16 protein-coding genes, 1 tRNA gene and 3 pseudogenes are annotated in these 19,324 nt (G+C 46.8%); 9 read left to right on the plus strand and 11 right to left on the minus strand.

Going from position 1 to position 19,324, the window contains the following annotated elements; all coding sequences use genetic code 11:
- Nucleotides 1-75: 75 nt before the first annotated feature.
- From OGX96_RS13225 to OGX96_RS13235, 3 genes are read left to right on the plus strand one after another with little or no spacing between them, the layout of a single operon-like run.
- Nucleotides 76-438 carry a GtrA family protein gene (locus OGX96_RS13225; RefSeq protein ID WP_167820306.1) on the plus strand — a complete coding sequence of 121 codons (363 nt, stop codon included), beginning with the start codon at nt 76-78 and terminating at the stop codon, nt 436-438.
- On the plus strand, nt 435-1,361 hold the full coding sequence (locus tag OGX96_RS13230) for a glycosyltransferase family 2 protein (protein ID WP_167820305.1): 927 nt from the start codon (nt 435-437) through the stop codon (nt 1,359-1,361). The genes OGX96_RS13225 and OGX96_RS13230 overlap by 4 nt, the downstream gene beginning before the upstream one ends.
- Entirely contained in the window at nt 1,358-2,791 is a 1,434-nt protein-coding gene (locus tag OGX96_RS13235; protein ID WP_167820304.1) for a glucosyltransferase domain-containing protein, read from the plus strand. Before OGX96_RS13230 ends, OGX96_RS13235 begins: the two co-directional genes overlap by 4 nt.
- 1,416 nt (nt 2,792-4,207) lie before the next feature.
- On the opposite strand, the pseudogene OGX96_RS22700 reads toward OGX96_RS13235, so the two are convergent.
- The 3 genes and pseudogenes from OGX96_RS22700 to OGX96_RS13250 form a co-directional block, all read right to left on the minus strand.
- A pseudogene (locus OGX96_RS22700) lies at nt 4,208-4,559 on the minus strand (phage tailspike protein); the annotation flags it as partial.
- 156 nt (nt 4,560-4,715) lie between these two features.
- A complete protein-coding gene (locus OGX96_RS13245; protein ID WP_286583268.1) occupies nt 4,716-6,713 on the minus strand; it encodes a P22-gp16 family phage DNA ejection protein in 1,998 nt (665 codons plus the stop codon).
- On the minus strand, nt 6,713-8,011 hold the full coding sequence (locus OGX96_RS13250; RefSeq protein WP_167820303.1) for a phage DNA ejection protein: 1,299 nt from the start codon (nt 8,009-8,011) through the stop codon (nt 6,713-6,715). The genes OGX96_RS13245 and OGX96_RS13250 overlap by 1 nt, the downstream gene beginning before the upstream one ends.
- Nucleotides 8,012-8,092: 81 nt before the next feature.
- On the opposite strand from OGX96_RS13250, the pseudogene OGX96_RS13255 reads away from it, so the two are divergent.
- The 3 genes and pseudogenes from OGX96_RS13255 to OGX96_RS13265 form a co-directional block, all read left to right on the plus strand.
- Nucleotides 8,093-8,290, plus strand: a pseudogene (locus OGX96_RS13255) (DUF551 domain-containing protein); the annotation flags it as partial.
- 209 nt (nt 8,291-8,499) lie between these two features.
- Nucleotides 8,500-8,592, plus strand: a pseudogene (locus OGX96_RS13260) (helix-turn-helix domain-containing protein); the annotation flags it as partial.
- A gap of 134 nt (nt 8,593-8,726) precedes the next feature.
- A complete protein-coding gene (locus OGX96_RS13265; RefSeq protein ID WP_198801685.1) occupies nt 8,727-9,890 on the plus strand; it encodes an integrase in 1,164 nt (387 codons plus the stop codon).
- Nucleotides 9,891-9,905: 15 nt separating this feature from the next.
- On the opposite strand, the gene OGX96_RS13270 is transcribed toward OGX96_RS13265, so the two are convergent.
- Together OGX96_RS13270 and OGX96_RS13275 are read right to left on the minus strand one after the other, a co-directional pair.
- Nucleotides 9,906-9,982: transfer RNA gene (locus OGX96_RS13270), tRNA-Arg, on the minus strand.
- A gap of 39 nt (nt 9,983-10,021) precedes the next feature.
- A complete protein-coding gene (locus tag OGX96_RS13275) occupies nt 10,022-10,201 on the minus strand; it encodes a hypothetical protein (protein WP_003831122.1) in 180 nt (59 codons plus the stop codon).
- Nucleotides 10,202-10,235: 34 nt separating this feature from the next.
- Here OGX96_RS13275 and fimW point away from each other — a divergent pair, with 34 nt between their 5' ends.
- The 3 genes from fimW (at nt 10,236) to fimZ (ending at nt 13,157) form a co-directional block, all read left to right on the plus strand.
- Nucleotides 10,236-10,829, plus strand: coding sequence for a fimbria biosynthesis transcriptional regulator FimW (gene fimW / locus OGX96_RS13280; RefSeq protein WP_008784010.1), 594 nt, complete (start codon nt 10,236-10,238; stop codon nt 10,827-10,829).
- Between the two features lie 386 nt (nt 10,830-11,215).
- Nucleotides 11,216-11,938, plus strand: a complete 723-nt coding sequence (fimY, locus tag OGX96_RS13285; RefSeq protein WP_128612050.1) for a fimbria biosynthesis regulator FimY — start codon at nt 11,216-11,218, stop codon at nt 11,936-11,938.
- Nucleotides 11,939-12,524: 586 nt separating this feature from the next.
- Entirely contained in the window at nt 12,525-13,157 is a 633-nt protein-coding gene (fimZ, locus tag OGX96_RS13290; RefSeq protein ID WP_003831119.1) for a fimbria biosynthesis transcriptional regulator FimZ, read from the plus strand.
- Between the two features lie 49 nt (nt 13,158-13,206).
- On the opposite strand, the gene sfmF is transcribed toward fimZ, so the two are convergent.
- From sfmF to fimA, 6 genes are all read right to left on the minus strand, one after another.
- A complete protein-coding gene (sfmF, locus tag OGX96_RS13295) occupies nt 13,207-13,701 on the minus strand; it encodes a fimbria assembly protein (RefSeq protein WP_187392937.1) in 495 nt (164 codons plus the stop codon).
- Nucleotides 13,702-13,735: 34 nt separating this feature from the next.
- Complete coding sequence (gene fimH / locus OGX96_RS13300) at nt 13,736-14,743, minus strand: type 1 fimbria D-mannose specific adhesin FimH (RefSeq protein WP_103284831.1); 1,008 nt, start codon at nt 14,741-14,743, stop codon at nt 13,736-13,738.
- A 4-nt stretch (nt 14,744-14,747) separates the two neighbouring features.
- A complete protein-coding gene (locus OGX96_RS13305) occupies nt 14,748-17,363 on the minus strand; it encodes a fimbrial biogenesis usher protein (protein WP_198801684.1) in 2,616 nt (871 codons plus the stop codon).
- 7 nt (nt 17,364-17,370) lie between these two features.
- Nucleotides 17,371-18,063, minus strand: coding sequence for a type 1 fimbria chaperone FimC (gene fimC / locus OGX96_RS13310; protein WP_153686910.1), 693 nt, complete (start codon nt 18,061-18,063; stop codon nt 17,371-17,373).
- Nucleotides 18,064-18,104: 41 nt separating this feature from the next.
- A complete protein-coding gene (gene fimI, locus OGX96_RS13315; RefSeq protein WP_048214759.1) occupies nt 18,105-18,638 on the minus strand; it encodes a type 1 fimbrial protein subunit FimI in 534 nt (177 codons plus the stop codon).
- Between the two features lie 77 nt (nt 18,639-18,715).
- Complete coding sequence (fimA, locus tag OGX96_RS13320) at nt 18,716-19,270, minus strand: type 1 fimbrial major subunit FimA (protein WP_032934356.1); 555 nt, start codon at nt 19,268-19,270, stop codon at nt 18,716-18,718.
- Between the last annotated feature and the right edge of the window lie 54 nt (nt 19,271-19,324).

The following is a 19,324-nucleotide window of genomic DNA, read 5'->3' on the forward strand; positions in this document are numbered from 1 at the left end:
CGCCAACATGATATGTCGATCGATCCACTTTCAAATGCTAAACTTTCGGCCTCTAAGAATTAACTGATTTTTATAATGTTAAAGCTATTCGCTAGGTACACATCAATAGGTGTTATCAATACTCTTATTCATTGGGTAGTGTTCGCCATTTGCATTTACGCACTTCATACAGGGCAAGCTCTCGGTAACTTTTCCGGGTTCGTTGTTGCAGTTTCGTTCAGTTTCTTTGCTAATGCAAAATTCACCTTCAAGGCATCAGCTACAACTATGCGCTACATGCTCTATGTAGGGTTCATGGGAGCACTGAGCGTTATTGTTGGTTGGGCTGCAGATAAATCAGGAATGGCACCTATCATCACGCTAATATTATTCTCTGCCATCAGTCTGATATGCGGGTTCATCTATTCAAAATTCATTATTTTTAGGGATAAGAAATGAAAATTTCTTTAGTCGTTCCGGTCTTCAATGAAGAAGCTACCATACCAATTTTTTATAAAACCGTAAGAGAATTTGAAGATCTTAAACCATACGAAGTTGAGATAATATTCATAAATGATGGAAGTAATGACAGCACAGAGTCAATTATCAATGCACTGGCAGTTTCTGACCCGCTTGTAATGCCATTATCATTCACCAGGAACTTTGGAAAAGAGCCAGCACTTTTCGCAGGGCTCGATCATGCAACCGGAGACGCAATAATACCGATTGATGTTGATTTGCAGGACCCAATAGAGGTCATCCCTCGACTCATTGAGAAATGGAAATCCGGCTCCGATATGGTATTGGCAAAACGTTCTGATCGTTCTACAGATGGTAGACTTAAGCGCAAGACAGCAGAGTGGTTTTACAAACTACACAACAAGATAAGCACTCCTAAAATTGAGGAGAATGTTGGCGATTTTAGACTAATGTCACGTAACGTGGTTGAGAACATAAAGCAATTGCCAGAGCGTAATCTCTTCATGAAAGGCATTCTTAGCTGGGTAGGAGGAAAAACTGACGTTGTTGAATATGCCAGAGCTGAGCGTGTGGCCGGTGATTCAAAATTTAACGGCTGGAAACTTTGGAATCTTGCTCTTGAGGGGATCACAAGTTTTTCAACTTTCCCTCTCCGCATGTGGACCTACATAGGAATTGTAGTGGCTGGGATTTCTTTTATGTATGGTGCATGGATGATTGTGGACACATTAGCATTTGGTAATCCGGTCAGAGGATATCCTTCTCTGTTAGTGTCTATACTTTTCCTTGGTGGAGTTCAATTAATTGGAATTGGCGTTCTTGGTGAGTATATAGGTAGAATTTACGTAGAGTCGAAATCAAGGCCTAGGTACATTTTAAAAAAGATGGTGATTAAAAAATGATCAAGGAATGGAAGTTTTTAATTTTATTTAGCGTAATGGCTTATATTTTGCAATTTGTAGTTTTAGACATTTATTATGGAGATGATTTATTCAGAGTTGTAGATGGTTATTTTTTATGGGGTGATGATGGTAGACCTTTGGCAGATATTTTTTACAGGATATTTTTACCATTAAATTCATTATATCTTCCAGATATTTACCCAATACCATTGCTGATATCATCACTTTTATTTTCTTTTGTTTTTTACAAGATAGTAGAAAACTTATGCGATGAAGAAGGAAGTTTTAAATACATTATACCAATTGTATTTTTATCTAATACCTTCTTTATTTCAAATCTATTATTTAGGTTTGACGGGGCATTTATGCTTCTGGCCATGATTTTATCATCACTTCCATTTGCATTGAATAGGGATAACAAATGGATTTGGTCTGCATTAACAGTAATATCATTAGTTTCATCTTTTTGTTTATACCAGTCATCTGTAAATGTTTTTATTGGCTTTACTTCTATATATGCATATGTTATATACTGCAAAACAAAATATTTAAAGAAATCAATAATTTCAATTTTACATAGTGCAATTATTTTTATTTTATCTTATGCAATATATGCTTTGATATTGAAATTTATTCCATTAAACGCCCACTTCACTGAGTTTAATAAGGCAATTGATCCGTCTATAGAAGGCATGAATATATTTGTTAATAATATAAGCACGTCGATTATATATGTTAAAAAGCTTTTAGGAAGCGGGTTATTATATCCAATTACTTTTGCTTACATTGTATCATTAGCATATGTCATTCACAGATCAATGAAACAAAGAGATATTTACATTCTTATTTTTTATTTTATTGCTGTAATTACATGTGCATTCTCAATATGCGGGATAGTATATTTTGGTCAGTTTGCATCATTCTTCCCAAGGGTTTTTTGTGGTCTTTCTGTTTTCTTAGTGCTTCCTATCATTGTATTACATAAAGTTAGGGCCAGTAATATAATTGCCATGCCAGTTTGTTTGTTTTTACTTATACCTCAATTGGTTTTGTGTGCCGCTACTTTAAACGCATCAAAATTTGAGCTTAGTCAAGCTGATTCTATATCAAAATCTATAATATTTGATATGCAACAATATGGATCAGGTGAAAAAATAGCCATCATCGGCAAACCAAGCTACGCTCCAAGGACGATGCCCGTGCTAAGATCCTTCCCAATCATAGAAGACTTGTTACCTGTAGTATTTAGAGGTGGATATGATGGTGGAAGATATACATTGTTAGCAAATGGAATGCCAAGGAAACAATTTGCTTCTGATCAGGAAATTGATTATATACGTGATAATGTATCATCCTTAAACCCAGAAACATCAAACAATGTATATAATTATTACGTATACAATAATATATCAATTATTTATTTTAAGTAATTTGAAAGCATGCCAATAAAAATGGCATGCTTCATAACTAACTAAACCTATCATCTATGATTATATTTTATAGAAAACTCTTCGAGATACCTGTTATATTAATAGTAGTATTGATAGTAACATCGCTTGATGAAATGTTAACCACTTGAACATTTGCTCCCCCTGCTAAAATTGATGCTACCTGAACAACTAATCCTGGATATAGTTGGCCAAGAGTCCAACTTACAGCAGCCCCAGAAGTTAGCCCTGGGACTAAAACAAATATATTATATGTTCCTCCATTGGCCGCAATAGTTGATGATAAGGTACCTGAACCGAAAACCTTGTTATAAAAACCTACCAAGCCGTGAATTTCTTCACGAAACTGTGTTTTTAGTTGATAATCACCTAGATTTTCGCCTATGTCTGTACCAACAACAGTGCTTCTATTTCCATTTGGGTTATCAAGTATCCAATTAACTTTTGCTGGGTCATTGTATGGGAATAGCGAAAGGTTGATGAATGTTTGACGCCCTCCATCTCTAGCTTGGCATGTAAATGCGTTGCTGCTATCAATCGACATCGTGATCCATGTATTGGCATATGGAGAGTTAATGCTATAGAACCATGACCATACTTCTTGACACCCTTCAACATTTGTAGAGATAAATGTGTTTGTTTCGTATACTCCTCGAGTATTACTAAAATCATAGGCTAATGCGCAAGATGACCATGTGCAACTTATTTCAGTATTTCTATTATATACACCTGAAAAATATAAAGCTCTAATGCAATCTATAGCGGCGCACATTTCAATTTTACCAAAATATGCTTGACCGCCGATTGAAGGAGATAGCGCCCTGGGATATGTGAAATTAGGTGAAGTTCCAGTTCTTCCATCATCAATCCATCGGTTAAATGAAATTGCTTTATCGAACAGATCTGTTCTTAATCTGTATAAATGAAAGTAGTTACAATCACCAAAATCTACAGCATGAACATCCTTAGCTGATCTACCGACTAGGTATACGTCATTGATTCCAATATTATTACAGCCAGGAACCCATCCTGTTGGGCGATGAGATCTTATCATTGTTCCGCCAGCCGGAAAACTACTTGAGGCTCTGATTACTGTCTTATCGTAACCGCCGCCCTTCAACGTAACGCCAGGATATAGCAACACTGTATCTGAGATGTAAAAATCACCAATTACCGTTACTTCTGGAATACCAAGAGTAAATGCGGCCACAATAGCAGCCTGGAGATTTGCAGTCAGATCTGGTTGACCTGTAATCACCCCGCCTGGAACAAAATCAGCAGCCAGGTCGATGGAGTTTCTGAGCTTTCTGTCTACAGTGGTAAGTTGTGAGGATGGCTGGTTGAGATTGTATCCAACCATAGTAGAGCCATCAGCAGACTGTAGTTCTGCGGTAAATCTCTGCTCGAACTGGTCAGGGTCGTACTTTAATACGTTTGGATAGTAGAATTGCTGAGAGCCATAAGCGTCGTAAATTGCCATTGAATGGCCCTCAACGGTAACGAATTTAGCAATTTGCCCGTTGTAAACCGGATAGCCGGCAGCGTTTATAATGATTGGCTGAGAAACTGGTATTGGATCTGAACCATCTTCTGGGTCAATGTATACCTGAATCTGATTAGCTGGATTAACCGGGTCAGTATCAATCTGACCGATATAAACTTTACCGTTAGCGTTGGCTTTAAATGAACGAGCCAATGTGAATAACTGAGCTGGTTGGCTCACGACAACATTAGGTATGATGTCTGACATTTAATATGCTCCAGGCGCAGCAAAGCCGCACAAGCTAAAACTTGCGCAGCGTTGCGATATATTTGGGTTATAATTAGTTAAAAATAAGGAGACTTTATGGAACGTGATTTGCTTAACTTTGCTTTGTTACTATGCGGAATTGTCGTAGGTAAGTTGTTATTCGCTTAATGCGTCTGATTTAGCGCCTTGAGCAACGGAGTTAACAGCACGCTCAACTTCAGCTAATGCTTTCTCAAACGCGGTAGAACCACGCGGAGTGTTAGCGAGGCGAAGCATTGCGTTCCGAGCCGGTTCACTCTCATACATTCTCGCCAGCAATCCATAACCAGCCCCCCCCCCAACTAGCGCAGGGTTAGTTGCCGATCCAATTCCTAAGATGAATGGGATTGTCTGCTGGCCAGTTGGAGTTGTTACCCCGGCCTGACCTGCTCGCTTGGTTGACTCAAGATAGTTCTTCAGCCCCTTCAGATACGCAGCATCTCGCCCTTTAAAAGCGATTCCCGTCTGGTTAGACATCAAGTTAACCTGCCTCAGAAATTGATCTGGAGAGCCGCCTGATTTCTCCATAGCTTTTCCGATAATGCCGTTACGCATTTGTGCGCGGCCAACCTGGCCGACTGACCGGTAAAGATTCTGAACCTCTGATTTGTTCTTGCTGAAAAGCATGTTGTTGACTACTTCAGGAGTTAGGTCTCCTTTCATGATTACGTTCTTGAGGCGCGTATTCTGGAGTTTGTTGGCTTCGTCAGCGTATATGGCGTTAGCTTGCTTATAACGACGCAGGGTGTCATTACCAAGATTCTGTCCGATAGCGCTGTCGATATCCCCAGTCATTGCATTGTAAATACGCTGAATGGCTGCATCAGATCGGTTTGGTAAGACTGTCCTCTCTCCTTTAACATCCTGCCTAAACTGGCTTCTCAATCCGCTTAACTGCTGCAAATCCATTGCAATTGGGCCGTTTGCTCCAGCATTGCGGGTAAGCTCATCGCGATAGGCCTGAAGCTTAGAAATCGTATCGTTATCCGCAACCTTTCCAAGTTTCTGCAAACTGGCTATTTCAGTATCAATCTGCTGAATTGCCTTTGACGGCTGAATGTTTACGCCTGCCATTGCGTTTTGTACTTGCTCCAGACGATTACCAGCAGCGCGTTTGATGCCTGATGTTTTAGCTTTCAGGCTACCAACCACAATCGACGGATCATACTCACCAAACCGCGACGAAAACTCATCAACCAACTGACTTCGAGCTTCTTGCTGATTAGCTCGCATAGTGCTTGTGCCAGCAAATGGGATGTTTTCAGCCGTGGTCTGCGCCATGCGACCGACGCGGGAATTTGGTTGCAAAACGTCACTGGTATGCAGAGGAACGTCAGCAGCATTAGCGAACTGAATAGCCTGCTGCGCTTCTGGCGCGATTGTGCCGCGAACTCCACGATAAGCAGCACCGGCTGCACGACCTAACTGGTTAATCGTCCCACCCAATACGACACCGGTACCTAAGTCTGTTGCCAGAGCTTCAGGATTATCACGCTCACTATTTGCAGCCAATGAACCAACGGCGTTTTCAGCCAGCAAACGAGATGCTCCCTGAGCAACCCGACCGGCTATAGATGGAGCTTGCGCTGCAATTCTCTCAGCTCCAACAGGAGTCAAATATGGCAGCGCTTCTGAGAATATTTTACCTTCCGTCGTCAGAGGCGTAAGCGTCCCCTGTTGCAACCCAAAGTCCTGCTCAAGTCCTTGGGTCGTGACGCGAGGCGCTGGCTGATAATTTCCGTCACCAATACCAAGCTTCTGACCAGCCCATGCCCCGGCACTGGCGACAGCATCAGCCATTGATGCAGGTATATTTGCCAGATTAACGCCAGCCTGAAGCAATCCACGTCCAGTCTCCGCAGCAGCATTGCTAAGGTCAGACATGAAGCCACCTTGTTGCTGTGTCTGTGCCGGTTCCTGTGGTTGTTGTGCGGGTTGTTGAGTCGTTGGAGGTGGATAAGCAGCATAGAAAGCCTGTTTAGCCTGTTCTGCGTCGCTTCCAGCTTGCGGAGCTACTACTTCATTGAAGTATTGCTCCTGCGCCTGTGCTTTCTGCTCTGGTGCTAATGCCTGGTACTGTTGAGAGGCAATAACGTCTTTCCATGCCTTAGCCATTAATCACCCCATAGAGACTGGTAGCCATTTTGCTGTTGTGGTTGTTGCGCTGCCGGTGCTGCCGGCTCCTGGTAGTCAAACTGCTTCTTCACAGTCCCCAGCTTGCTTTCTAACTGAGTGCGAATTTTACCTATTGACGACCTGAACGCATCCTCGCTCATCTTTGGACTAAGCGCACCAACGGCATCAGATAGCTTTTTACCTTCAGCATCAGACAAGGCCCCCATACCTTTTAAGCTTGCTACCATAGGCAAGAACGTCTGTGCCTTGAAGGTATCAAGACGAGCTTCGAAGTTTGCTGCATCAGACCCTGGCACTGTAGGGAAAGCAGACCGGACGCCTACTGCCTTTGACAATCCCGGGCTTTTCTCTATTTCACCAAGAGAATCAAGCGCAGTGCTGAACGTATCAACCGCACCCTGCGCAGCCGCTTGCCTGTCAGACTTTGCAATTTCTGCCTTCTGACGCACATCAGCTTGTTTCTGCTTAAGCTCATCCAGTTTTATCTGGTTAGTCTCTCTGGCGATTTGACGATCGAGAACCTTATCCTGTAATTCGGCCCGCTGAATTTCACGCGAAAGCGCGGCATTCTGAGCGCTGATGTTTTGCCCACGGACGGTGATATCCTGACCGCGTTGCTGAAGAGCTTCGCCAGCCTGGTTACTGCGGATAGACTCGTTGAGTTTGTCACGATTAAGCGCCTGGCCAACTATCTTGTCCTGGGCATTGAAGTAATCAACCGGACCAAGAGCCGCCATACCCAGGTGATCAACGAACTCACCAAATTGCTGAGGATTCTGCTGATAGGTTTGCGCTACGTCCAGAGGGCTTAGCCCTACACGTTGGAGGTCTGCTGCGTTATTCTGAAGCCATGCCCCCATAGTTTCAGGAGAAGATGCCGCGAGACGTGCGCTAGCGGCAAGATTACCCACCGTCGCTCGTTGGTCATCATCTACAAATTTCATTCCATTACGAACCGCCTCTACCTGGTCAGGGAATTGAGAGGCAAGTTGTCGCATGGCATTGCGATCGCCAGAGGCATACGCTTGCCCATAAGCACTCTGAAAATCCTGCTGCCGTTTGGCTTGCTCTTGCTGCTTATAGATATCCATTACAGAACCGATACCCTGCAAAGCCTGAAGACCTACGTTATTTCTCCCTGACCTGTTGTCTTCATTATTCTGACGGATATATGCCAGTGCGGTGTTTGCATCACTTGCCTGTGGCGCGTTAGCGTTCTGAGATCCGATACCAGCAAGAAAGCCGCCAGAGCTTATGCCTTGATTCCAGGTTGCCATAGTAACCTCTTAGAAAAGTGAGCCAAGTGCACCAACACCTGCACCAATTGCAGTACCCCACCCAGGCATGATTGCAGTAAGTGCAGCGACAGGATGCCACCAACTGCTACTGGGGTCATTGTCGCTACACCATGGCAATCAACACCTGGTGGATATGCAATGAAGTGGGCCGCTAACTGTCCTGGGCATCCTGATGCAGATGAGAATGGATGGATTATCCCTGGTGCATCGTGGAAGCCAACTCACTGGCACCCATTACCTGAAGCACCAACCACATGACGCAACTGATAGCCAGTTATGAGCTGGCTATTGGGTGCGAATGCACTGCCACGTTATCCCCCATTTGCCCGGTTCGTCCGGGCATTCTTTTACCATGGAGAAAACATGAAATTCACCACATCGGCAAAGCTATTTATTGCCGCGCTAATCATCGCCTTCATCGCCTGTTCTGTAGCTCTGTATGTAGTCGCTTCCTGACAGGAGAGACCATGGAATCACACAGCCTCACACTCGATGAGGCCTGCGCATTTCTTCAGATATCCAGACCGACAGCCACAAACTGGATCCGCTCAGGCAGACTGCAAGCAACCCGAAAAGACCCCGCAAAACCGAAATCCCCTTACCTCACAACACGACAGGCCTGCATTGCGGCGCTTAACTCTCCGCTGCATACTGTCGCCGTGAGCGCGGGTGATGGCATAACAGAGGAAAAACAATGTCACTCTTCCGCAGAGGTGAAATATGGTACGCGTCCTACTCGACACCGGGCGGGAAGCGAATTAAGGAAAGCCTTGGGACTTCCGACAAGCGGCTCGCTACTGAGCTACATGACAAGCGCAAAGCTGAATTGTGGCGAGTAGACCGGCTTGGAGATTTCCCCGATGTAACGTTTGACGATGCCTGCATGAGATGGCTGGAGGAAAAGGCAGAGAAGAAATCACTGAAGGATGATCGCAGCCGAATGGCTTTCTGGCTGGCACATTTTGAGGGGATCCGGTTAAAGGATGTGACCGAGCAAAAGATTTACTCAGCAGTGAACAAGATGAGCAACCGCAAGCAGCTTGAGATATGGAAAATCAAAGCTGCAGCGGCGCAGAAGAATGGAGAACCAGCGCCAGTCTATTCAGCTAAACCGGTCACCACCTCCACCAAGGCAAAACATCTGGCGTTGATGAAGGCAATTCTGCGGGCGGCAGAACGTGACTGGAAATGGCTGGAGAAAGCGCCGGTGATCAAGGTTCCATCGGTGCGTAATAAACGCGTCCGGTGGCTTGAGGCTGATGAGGCGAAAAGGCTGATTGATGAATGTCCGGATCTACTGAAGTCGGTTGTTAAGTTTGCGCTGGCAACCGGTCTGCGTCGCTCGAACATCATCAATATGGAATGGCAGCAGATCGACATGCAGCGTCGTGTCGCCTGGGTAAACCCTGAAGACAGCAAGTCAAATCGCGCTATTGGCGTAGCGCTGAATGACACTGCCTGTAAGGTTTTACGTGATCAGATTGGTAAGCATCATAAATGGGTGTTCGTGCATACGAAAGAAGGCATCCGGCCTGATGGGTCAAAGACGCCAATCGTGAGAAAGATGCGCGTCGATGATCAGCGGGCATGGAATGCAGCGTGCCGCCGGGCCGGGATTGAGGATTTTCGCTTCCACGACCTGAGGCACACATGGGCCAGTTGGCTGATTCAGTCAGGAGTACCGCTTTCTGTCCTGCAGGAAATGGGAGGATGGGAGAGCATCGAGATGGTGCGTCGATATGCTCACCTTGCCCCGAACCATTTAACGGAACACGCGAAGCAAATTGACTCGATTTTCAGTGATGATGTCCCAAATATGTCCCATCTGGAAAATAAGGAACTTGCAGAAAATGGGTAAGTTACTGAAATATAATGGTACGCCCTGTAGGATTCGAACCTACGACCTACGGCTTAGAAGGCCGTTGCTCTATCCAACTGAGCTAAGGGCGCATTGCGAAGTGATTACTTCATGCAGATGAAACGCGTGAATTATACGGTCAGCGCCTGCTGAGTCAATGCCTTTTGTTTCAGTTGCTGGCGAAGTGAACGAATGTTGATTTTTTCTGCTTGTTCAAGGGTATCCAGGAAATCGCCTGGTAACAACTCAGCCCACGAAACGCCAGATTTAGGGATACATGTATTTAGAATATTTATGATTTTGCTTAACATTCCCTTACCCCTCTAGCGGTTCAGGAACTCTTTAATGTTAAGTATCGCCATCAAGGAAGAAAACAGTCACTTCGAACATGGACTAAAAATTATCATCTCCCATTTGGCAAATCAGTGGCATCAGGAGATTTGCTTTTTGCCTGTCGAGGATATCGATCGCGCTGACATCGCGTTTATTTCCCTGGATGAAGATTGGCTCAGCGCCGATTGCTATCAGATTCCGGTCCATACCCGCCGCCAACACCGGGTAGTCATCTGCAACAGAAACGATAAAGATAAGCTGATGTTCCGGCCCTGCCTGTACATGTTGCCACTGATCTATCGGGAAGATGACGTTGAGGAAATGACTAAAAAATTAGTCCTCATCCTGCAAAAACGTGCGCTGCGCAACAACGTGCCCGCAACTATCTGCCATTACTGCACCACTCGCAACTTTTCTATCGAAGAACGTCAGTTCTTAATGTTTCTCGCCAGCGGCTATACCTTAGCCGAAACAGCTCACTTGCTCTCGGTAAGCGAAATTCAGGCCAAAGCCACCCGTCGCAGCATTATGAAAAAGCTGCATGTGAAAAACGATCAGCAATTCTTAAGATACATCCGGGCGCATCTGAACTTTCTACAAAATTAGGTGGCATCTCTCTGCCTGATTTTTTATTGAGAAAAATCTTATCACCAATTAAGTATCGGCACCTACTGTACCTATCTCCATGCTGCCAGAATAATCCTGGCTTACTATTTCCGGGGTAACAGAAAGACACACCCGGTAATATTTTATCTAATCCCATAGAGAGGTTGAACTGGATAAAACGACTTTTTGGGCATTGAGTAAGACATCAGAAAACTTCCGGCAGATTATTCTGATGGGATACGCAATTGCCAGTCTGATGATTGCTGAAGCATTGAAACCCAACAGCACAAGGAAACTCGCCTTTACGCTGGAGAAAATTTGGGTCAGGGATGTTTATAGTCGGCAATTTATCCAGACCTGCCGCAACAGAAATGGAATGGAAAAGGATGCACAGCGCAAAACGCCGGGATCGACATCGCCGTATACGAAACACTAACTGTACCTGGCAATATCCTCACTACACATCACAGGTATTTGACCAACTTGAGTATCTGACGCAAAAACTCGAATACACATTACCGAGTGACACTATATCTCAGGCGATTATTACGACAGATTACTATCTGGCCTATGCGCTGGGTCGACATTTATTTTCAGGAGCACGTACCGCGATCTTCCAGACGATTGAATCGGCCAAAGTCAGCCTGCGAGAGTCGGTAATTAGTCAGTTAGTGGTTGATATGGAAGGTTTAACAATCTCTTATTTTGATGTTCTGGAGTATCTGCGCCAGCTAATTAAACCGCGGAATAACATCCAAATCTTCATATTGCTTTCCCGCCACGATGAAGACCTAATCCCTTTTATTTCTCTGTCCGGTCCATTTTATATCTTGTCACGTAGCCTGCGCCTCCCGGAGATGCGCCGCGCTTTATTGTCGCCAGTCCTTAACTATATTCACTCCAGGCACATAAACCAGCTCGATTGGGAGATGGTGGAATTACTTTTACAAGGTAACTCCTTAAAAGAGATTGCTTTGTTACAAGCTCGCCCCTACCACCGTATCATCTATCGCCTGAACCAGCTGATTGCGCGTCTGGGCTTAGCAAACCGGCAGCGTTTTTTGCACCTGATACATCGCCTCAGCGTTACCTCTGCTCATTTAATTTAACACCATAACCCTATGTGCCATAAGATTTTTTAGGAAATTACTTATTTTTATATGAGATAAAAGATCTAAATTTCACAACTATTTAATATTTACAACTATTCCTGGTATTATGCTATCTTCCACCACCCCAGTAAACCATACTGATTCTGTGCATACCAGCACAAATAGCGTCATTCCCACCTTAACAAATCCTAAACAATTAGTTTATTGTATTGTTTTTACCATTTAAAATTTTTTTTCAGTCTGCCATAATTCAAACAGCAGTAAAATAATGCCAATAGTCATTAACACATCTGGATCTTTTAGAACATCCTAACTGACATTAACAACCTGAATGTTGTAAGCCTTTTCCGAAAGAACAGAGCAGGTATAATCCCCATAGTTTTCTGATTAATTGTTAGTTTTCCCAGTGTGAAATGGATTTTCCACAAATTCATTGTTCTGTAGAAGAGCAGCCGAATAAACAAGGATGAAATAATATTTATTCGACTCTCCCTCAGAACAACCCTTGGCTATTTGACAATATTATAACGCCTGATGTTTTATAAAATTATCAAGATACGCATACAGTTTGAGGCATACAACAATGAAACCAGCATCCGTTATCATTATGGACGAACACCCTATTGTCAGAATGTCGATAGAAGTACTACTTGAAAAAAACAGTAATATCCAGGTTGTGTTGAAGACCGATGACAGCCGTACGGCAATAGAGCACCTGCGCACTTACCCTGTCGATCTTGTCATTCTGGATATTGAACTACCTGGTTCAGATGGATTTACATTACTCAAGAGAATAAAGTCTCTGCAGGAGAATACTCGGGTGCTGTTTCTCTCCTCCAAATCGGAGTCTTTTTATGCCGGGCGTGCTATCCGGGCCGGTGCAAATGGTTTCGTCAGTAAACGAAAGGATTTAAATGATATCTACAATGCGGTAAAAATGATTTTATCGGGATATTCTTTTTTCCCTTCAGACACCCTTAACTTCATTAACAATATAAATATGAAAAAAGGTGTATTGAATGACATGCCGCTCTCTAATCGCGAAGTTACGGTTTTGCGTTATCTGGCAAATGGCCTCTCTAATAAGGAAATTGCTGAGCAGCTGTTACTCAGCAATAAAACGATTAGTGCTCACAAAGCTAACATCTACGCCAAACTCGGCTTGCACACTATCGTTGAGCTGATCGATTACGCAAAAATGCATGAATTAATGTAATAGCACTCCCGGCGAGACTTCGTTCGGGAGCGTTTTATCCGCGCATTGATTAGTTATAGTTAATCATAAATGTGGCATCGGCCCTGGCGAGGCCTGGCTGAACCCCGTCTGCTAACGCGATATAGTTGGCGAAAAAGGTCAGCGTGGCATTGCCGTTTTCATCAATCCCTACGGTTTGGCTGGCCTGCTCGAGCGGTAATCGCGTACGGTCACTGTCATGCAGTTCGATCGCCACCTTTTGCGCCATCACCGCGTCATCAAGCGCCAGCAACGTCGTACCCGGGGCCGGAGTACCAGAAAACGTTATTGACGCGGATCCCGGCGGGCAGCCTTCCAGCTTCAGCGTAAACGCGACTGGTTGGGTAGTATCCCCGCTGGTCTGTAACTGCTTTGTTGGCCAGGTGCCCAATTCAACCGACTTATTGCTGTCGCTGGCAATCACCGCACAGGTAAAGTCCACCACGTTTCCGCGCAGTTCAATATTGATTTCGCCCAGCGATGAGGCCGCATGGCACAACGAGCTGAATGTCAGTATGGGCAGCATCACCAGAAGCGCCCATGAAGTTGGCGTTTGCTTGTTAGTCATAATCTACTCGCAGATAGCCACGGGCAGTAAAAGGCCCTTCGGTAGGTTTATTCCCCGTCACGCTGACCGGCCATGTCCGAATACTCACGTTTGCCGCGGCGTTATCATCCAGTTGAAATGGGATCGTGCTCGACAGATTATTGGGCGTCAGCGGTCTACCGGTTTTGTCGGCGACAATGAACCCTAAGTCAGGATTGTCCGATACCATCATTTGCCCGGAGGCTTTCTCGGCCTCTACCCGCATGGTTAAGTAGGCCTGAGCGGCGACGTTGGTGCATTTTATCGCCACCGTTTTGGTCTGCGGATTAATGCCTTCGGGACGGTTTCCTGCCCCCGCCTTGCTGAACAACGATGCGCCAATATCGCCAAAATCAAACTCGACAATCTGCCCTGCGTTCACCTCACAGTTTTGTGGAACCTCCACCTTACCGCTGTAGCTGATAGTATAAACCGGCGTGCTTAGCGCATCTCCAGTACTGGTCGTGACATAGACTCTGAACATGGTCTGGCGCGGGATCGGCACCATGTTAATAAACGAGCGAATCACTTTGAGTTTAAACACCAGCTTTGAATCCATTACGCCAAAAGGCTGCTGTTTCGATACGTTGGGGTGAGTCCCCATGCGGATATAATTACGCGGAGGATAAAACAACCCGGCATAGCTGTCGGTGATGCTCATGGCCCCCAGCAGGTAGTCATTGAGCTTCAGATACTGAAAACCACCCTCGGTACTTTGAACCGGAAGTTCAGTGACATAGCTTCGATAGGTGTAATTCACCGTTGTCCCAGCCGGACAGGTGGCATTAACGCCAACCCAGCCCGATTTTTCCGGTAACGTCACCACCTGCCCCGGCTGATTATTGCTGCTGTTAAAGACGTTCGACAGATCGTAAAAAACATCCGTTGGTGTGCCATTCGAGTTTTGGCAGACCGTCGCCCAGGACGAATGAGCCATCAGCAGTAAAGCGCTTCCCAGTAACAAACCTGTTTGTCGTTTCATCGTATTATTCCTGTCGTGCCGTTGGAGATTCGCACGTCACGTTCGTGAGCGTCACCGCCTGTTTCAAACTCTCCTCAGGCAAGGCATAGTGCGCCACGCAGCGAGCGTTAGCGCTTTCCCCCCATTGGATCAGCAATTCACCTTTTAGCGGCAAGCCGCTTAGGTAGATTTGCCCGTCTTCGCCCACCATACTGGTCACGCCGCTGGTGTTTTCACGCACAACGGATCCAAATGGCACAGGTTTACCTGCATATTTCGCGGTTATCAGCGCCCGCACACCGATACGTGTATCAAACGCCGCTCGCACTAATGCCCCTTGCGTTGGCACGACGCTGCTAACGTTATTTTCCACATCGGTATTGTTGTTCATTGAATTGGTATCTAACGCGACGCGGTTATAGCGATAAACGATGGCATACGGCATCACCGCGTATCCGCGCCAGTCGGTTTGCACGCCGGTCTGGTTTTCTATCCGCACCCCCTGCGCGCCAGGTGCTTTAACCAGCACATTGGTGTCCCCCAGCGGCTGACTGAGGGTAATACCGTCCGCATGCCCCACCACGCCGCCGGAGAGCTGCCAGTTATAGTCATGTTGATCGCGATCGTAGTTGTATCCCACGCCCAGCGTGCCATAAGCCGCCTGCCAGTTGGCGCTGGCGTTTCCGCTGTAACTGTTAGTACTGCTGTGCCCCTGATTCACGCTGTAGCTCAGGTTGCGTCCATCCAGTAACGTACCGCCGATCCCGCTCTGCCAGCTGTTTTGTCCGTTGCTGTTGCGGTTGGCATTAAAAGTGGCGTAGGTGCGATCGAGTGCGTTATCACGCGAGTAGCGCCGTCCACTTAGCAGGCTGAACGGCACTGACATATTGAATGCCAGAATACGGTCAGTGTCGGAGATGCCTACCGATTCATTCCACGACCAGGAGAGTGAATAGCTAATTCCCTGCCAACCGCTGGCATAGCCCACCTGATACCAGGTATTGGTGTCTGAGGTATTCCAGTACGTTTGCTGACTCCCCGAAACATACAGCGAGCCGTAGTCTCCCAGGTTCTGCGAAATGTTAATCTGGAAGCGGCCCTTTTTGCTGTAACTCAGGTTGTGGTAACTCTTCACATCGGGCACGTCGTGGCGATTGCCTTCGCTGTCGTATTCATACCCTTCCATGCTGCGATACGCGACGTCATCAAGGGTATAGAAGCCGCGCGTTGAGTAGCGATATCCCAACAGCTGGAAGTTTGTACCAAAGTTGTTCAGCGATTTTGCATACAGAAAACGCAAAGACTGCCCCTGATGCGTACTGTCATCCGCCAGTTGACTGCGCGCATGGGTTAAATCCACAGAAACCGCCCCCCAGTCCCCCAGGTTTCGGCCGGTGCCTAAAACTACCGCGGTGTAACGTGAGGCCAGCTGCGTACCGCCATAAGCGGTGTAGCCTTCTGGTAACCCGGCAATTAATGTTCCCTGGAAAAAGAACGGTGAAGATTGCTGGCTATTGCCGCTGCGAAAATCCCCGGCAACCACGTCGTATTTGAAACGCCCTTCTCGTTGTAACAAGGGAACCGTGGAGTACGGCACCGTATAGCGCTGCTGGCTGCCGTCCTTTTCGTCCACCGTCACCTCAAGGTCACCGCTGGATGACGTCGGGTTGAGATCGGTTATCGAAAAAGCGCCCGGTGACACATAGCTTTGATAAATCACATAGCCATTCTGACGAATGGTCAGTTTCGCTGCGGTACGCGCAATGCCGCGAACGGTTGGCGCGTAGCCCTGTAAGCTGTCGGGATACATACTGTCTGAGGAATAGAGCCGCGCCCCGCGAAATCCGACGCTGTCAAAAACGTCGTTGCCGGTGTTGCTGTCGCCCATCACCAGTTCACCCTTCAGCGGGATAATCGCGCGCTGAAGCCATGTACCGATATTTTTCCAGCTTTGTGAGTGGTATCCGTCACCTTTGGAATAGCTCCATGCGCCGTTATTTCTCAAGCGCCAGGGGCCATAATTCAGGCCACTGAGCATACTTAAGAAATAGCTGTCAGTGTCACTGCCGCGGCTGCCGGTAAAGCTGTAATTGACCAGCGCAGCCGGGATCCCTTCATCCCACTCCTCCGGCGGAATATAGCCACGCGCGCTGTTTAACATTGACGCCTGCGGCAGGCTGACGTTTAAGCGCAGGGTAGAAAAATCAAATGCAATCTCACTGCCTGGAATCGCCTCCGGTAGATTGATGCAGGTATCGTTCGGATCCTTACTGAGTGCCGGAAATGCGGTGATATTGACGCCAAGGCGCTTCACCCAGTCGAGTCCAAAACACGGCATCAGCCCACCAGACTTCTCCCCGGCTTTTCCCGCGCTGGTCGTAAAACGAATATCCTGAGTGGCAACAAACTCATCGTTGCGCCAGATATCCACGCGATAAACGCCTTCAGGCTGATGATTGCCTTTTTCAAAACGTGATAAATCCGCCACGGTTGCCGTATCCGCAGATAAAAAGGCCGGATTAAAATAGCTTTCCCCATGGCTTAAAGAGGGAAAGAGCGCCGCCAGCGTGGACAACGCCACCCCCGCCAGCGGTGGCGTAACCCCCGGTAACAGGCCAGGAAAATACGTTGTCTTATTCATCGTTATCTCAACGCACGCTAACCGTTTGGGCCGGGGTCACGGCGCCATAATCATTGACCGTCTGGAACGTGACGTTGCCCTGAACGCCCGTTGGTAGCAGGACCTGCGCATCACTTTTCGGCGCGACCATCACGTTATCAACCTTCGTTTTCCCCACGTTGAGATTGACCAAGGTGACGTAATACGCTGACGGATTATTGATTTTCAAGTGGTTGCCGGTACGGGAGAATTTCAGCATCCCGGGCGCATCTTCCGGAATTTGCGGCAGATTATTCGGACGGACAAAAAGCTTGATGCGGGACAGAATCGCCAGTTGCAGAACGTTTTTACCCTCAAGGCTGTTTTTATTGACTGACGGAATGGCTTTCACATTCATCCAGAACAGCGATTCACGGTCTTTGGGCAGCGGAACACCTGCATAGATGATACGCAGCGTGTTTTCGCTTTTGGGTTCGCTGACGAACAGCGGAGGCGTAACCACAAACGATTTTTCTTTAACGCCTGCGCTACTCTCGATCCATGAATTGACCAGGTAACGTTCTTTGGTATCACTATTGCTAATAGACAGGGACGTTTGTTTGGCATCGGCTGGATAAATAACGCGGGTGGCGCCTAATGCAATGCCTCCGGCAGCCTGAACACTGGCAGCAGAAAATAAGGCCAGTAAAAGGATAAAACCTGATTTTAGATAATTAAACATAGCTACAAATACCTTTGGTGTGATTATCGTTGGGAAATTAATCAGGGATAAACCAACGTAAACCACACGTCTGAACGAAGCGTTCCCGGCGTTATATTTTCCGAGACAGCCCGATAACGAGCAGTGAAATGAAACGTCATCTCTTGCGTGATAATCGGCGCATAATGAAGCGGCAGCGCATTCGGAATAATTTGCTGTTGACGCTCATCAAATAACGCCAGACCGATCCCCGAAGCCGCAGACGCATCACCACTAGCAAGAAAAACCTGCGGATCTTCTGCTGGTGTCACACCTGCAAACGCAATCCCAACGTGGTCATAAACATCGGAGCTGCATGACGTTAAGCGCAGTGAAAACGGCACGCTGGTAGAGGCAAAGCTTCCCGTCCCGGAGAAAGCATTAGTGCGATACTGCCCCATTTGCACCCGCAAATTTTGGCTGTCGGTAGCGACCGTACAGGCACCATTGACGAGCTGCCCCCGTAAGTGAAGGCGACCACTTTCCAGTATTACCGTATGTGCAAACACAGGCAGTACGCACAGCATTCCCGCCAGCGCCACGCCTTTCCCTATCATCTGCCGCATCCTTCATCATCCCCGGAAATTGCCTCATCCAGTGAGGCGAACGTCATCCTTGCGCAAATCAGAACGGCTTATTCGTACTTCATGATGAACGTCGCGTCGGCATTTGCCTGACCCGGCGTAGCGCTGGTGGCTGTGGCTTTGTAACGCGCAGAGAAACGTAGGGTGTTGGTCCCTTCTACCAGCGCCTGAGCGGTAGAGAAGGTAGCTCCATCCGGCTTCAGCGCGGTGGACGTATTGTCCAGGATCTCAATCCCGACACCGCTGGCAGTGGTACCGTTATCTGCAGAAGTGACAGCCAGCAGGTTGTTGTTGGTAATATCGGATTGACCAGAGAAAGCCACGGCTGCGGTTGCGGCAACTTTCGGGTCACAGTCGTTCAGCACGATGGAGAACGGAATTTGCGCCGTTGTATCGCCAACTGCGGTAAAACTGGCGGTACGATATTGGCCTAAGGTGACAACCTGATCGGATGACTGAGTACTGACTGCACAGGCTGCATTGACCAGTTCACCTTCAAAATGCACAGTACCGCCGCTAACGCTTACCGGATCGGCTGCAACCGCTGCACCTGCAACTAACATCAGGCTGGCAATAACAGAAGAGGTCATTAATTTACGTTTCATGGATTTCCCTTGAATTACACACATCCGGCTCCGGCATCCTGCGGGATCCGTTTG

This window comes from Citrobacter sp. Cpo100, from assembly GCF_030332595.1.
GTDB classification, from domain to species: Bacteria; Pseudomonadota; Gammaproteobacteria; order Enterobacterales; family Enterobacteriaceae; genus Citrobacter; species Citrobacter portucalensis.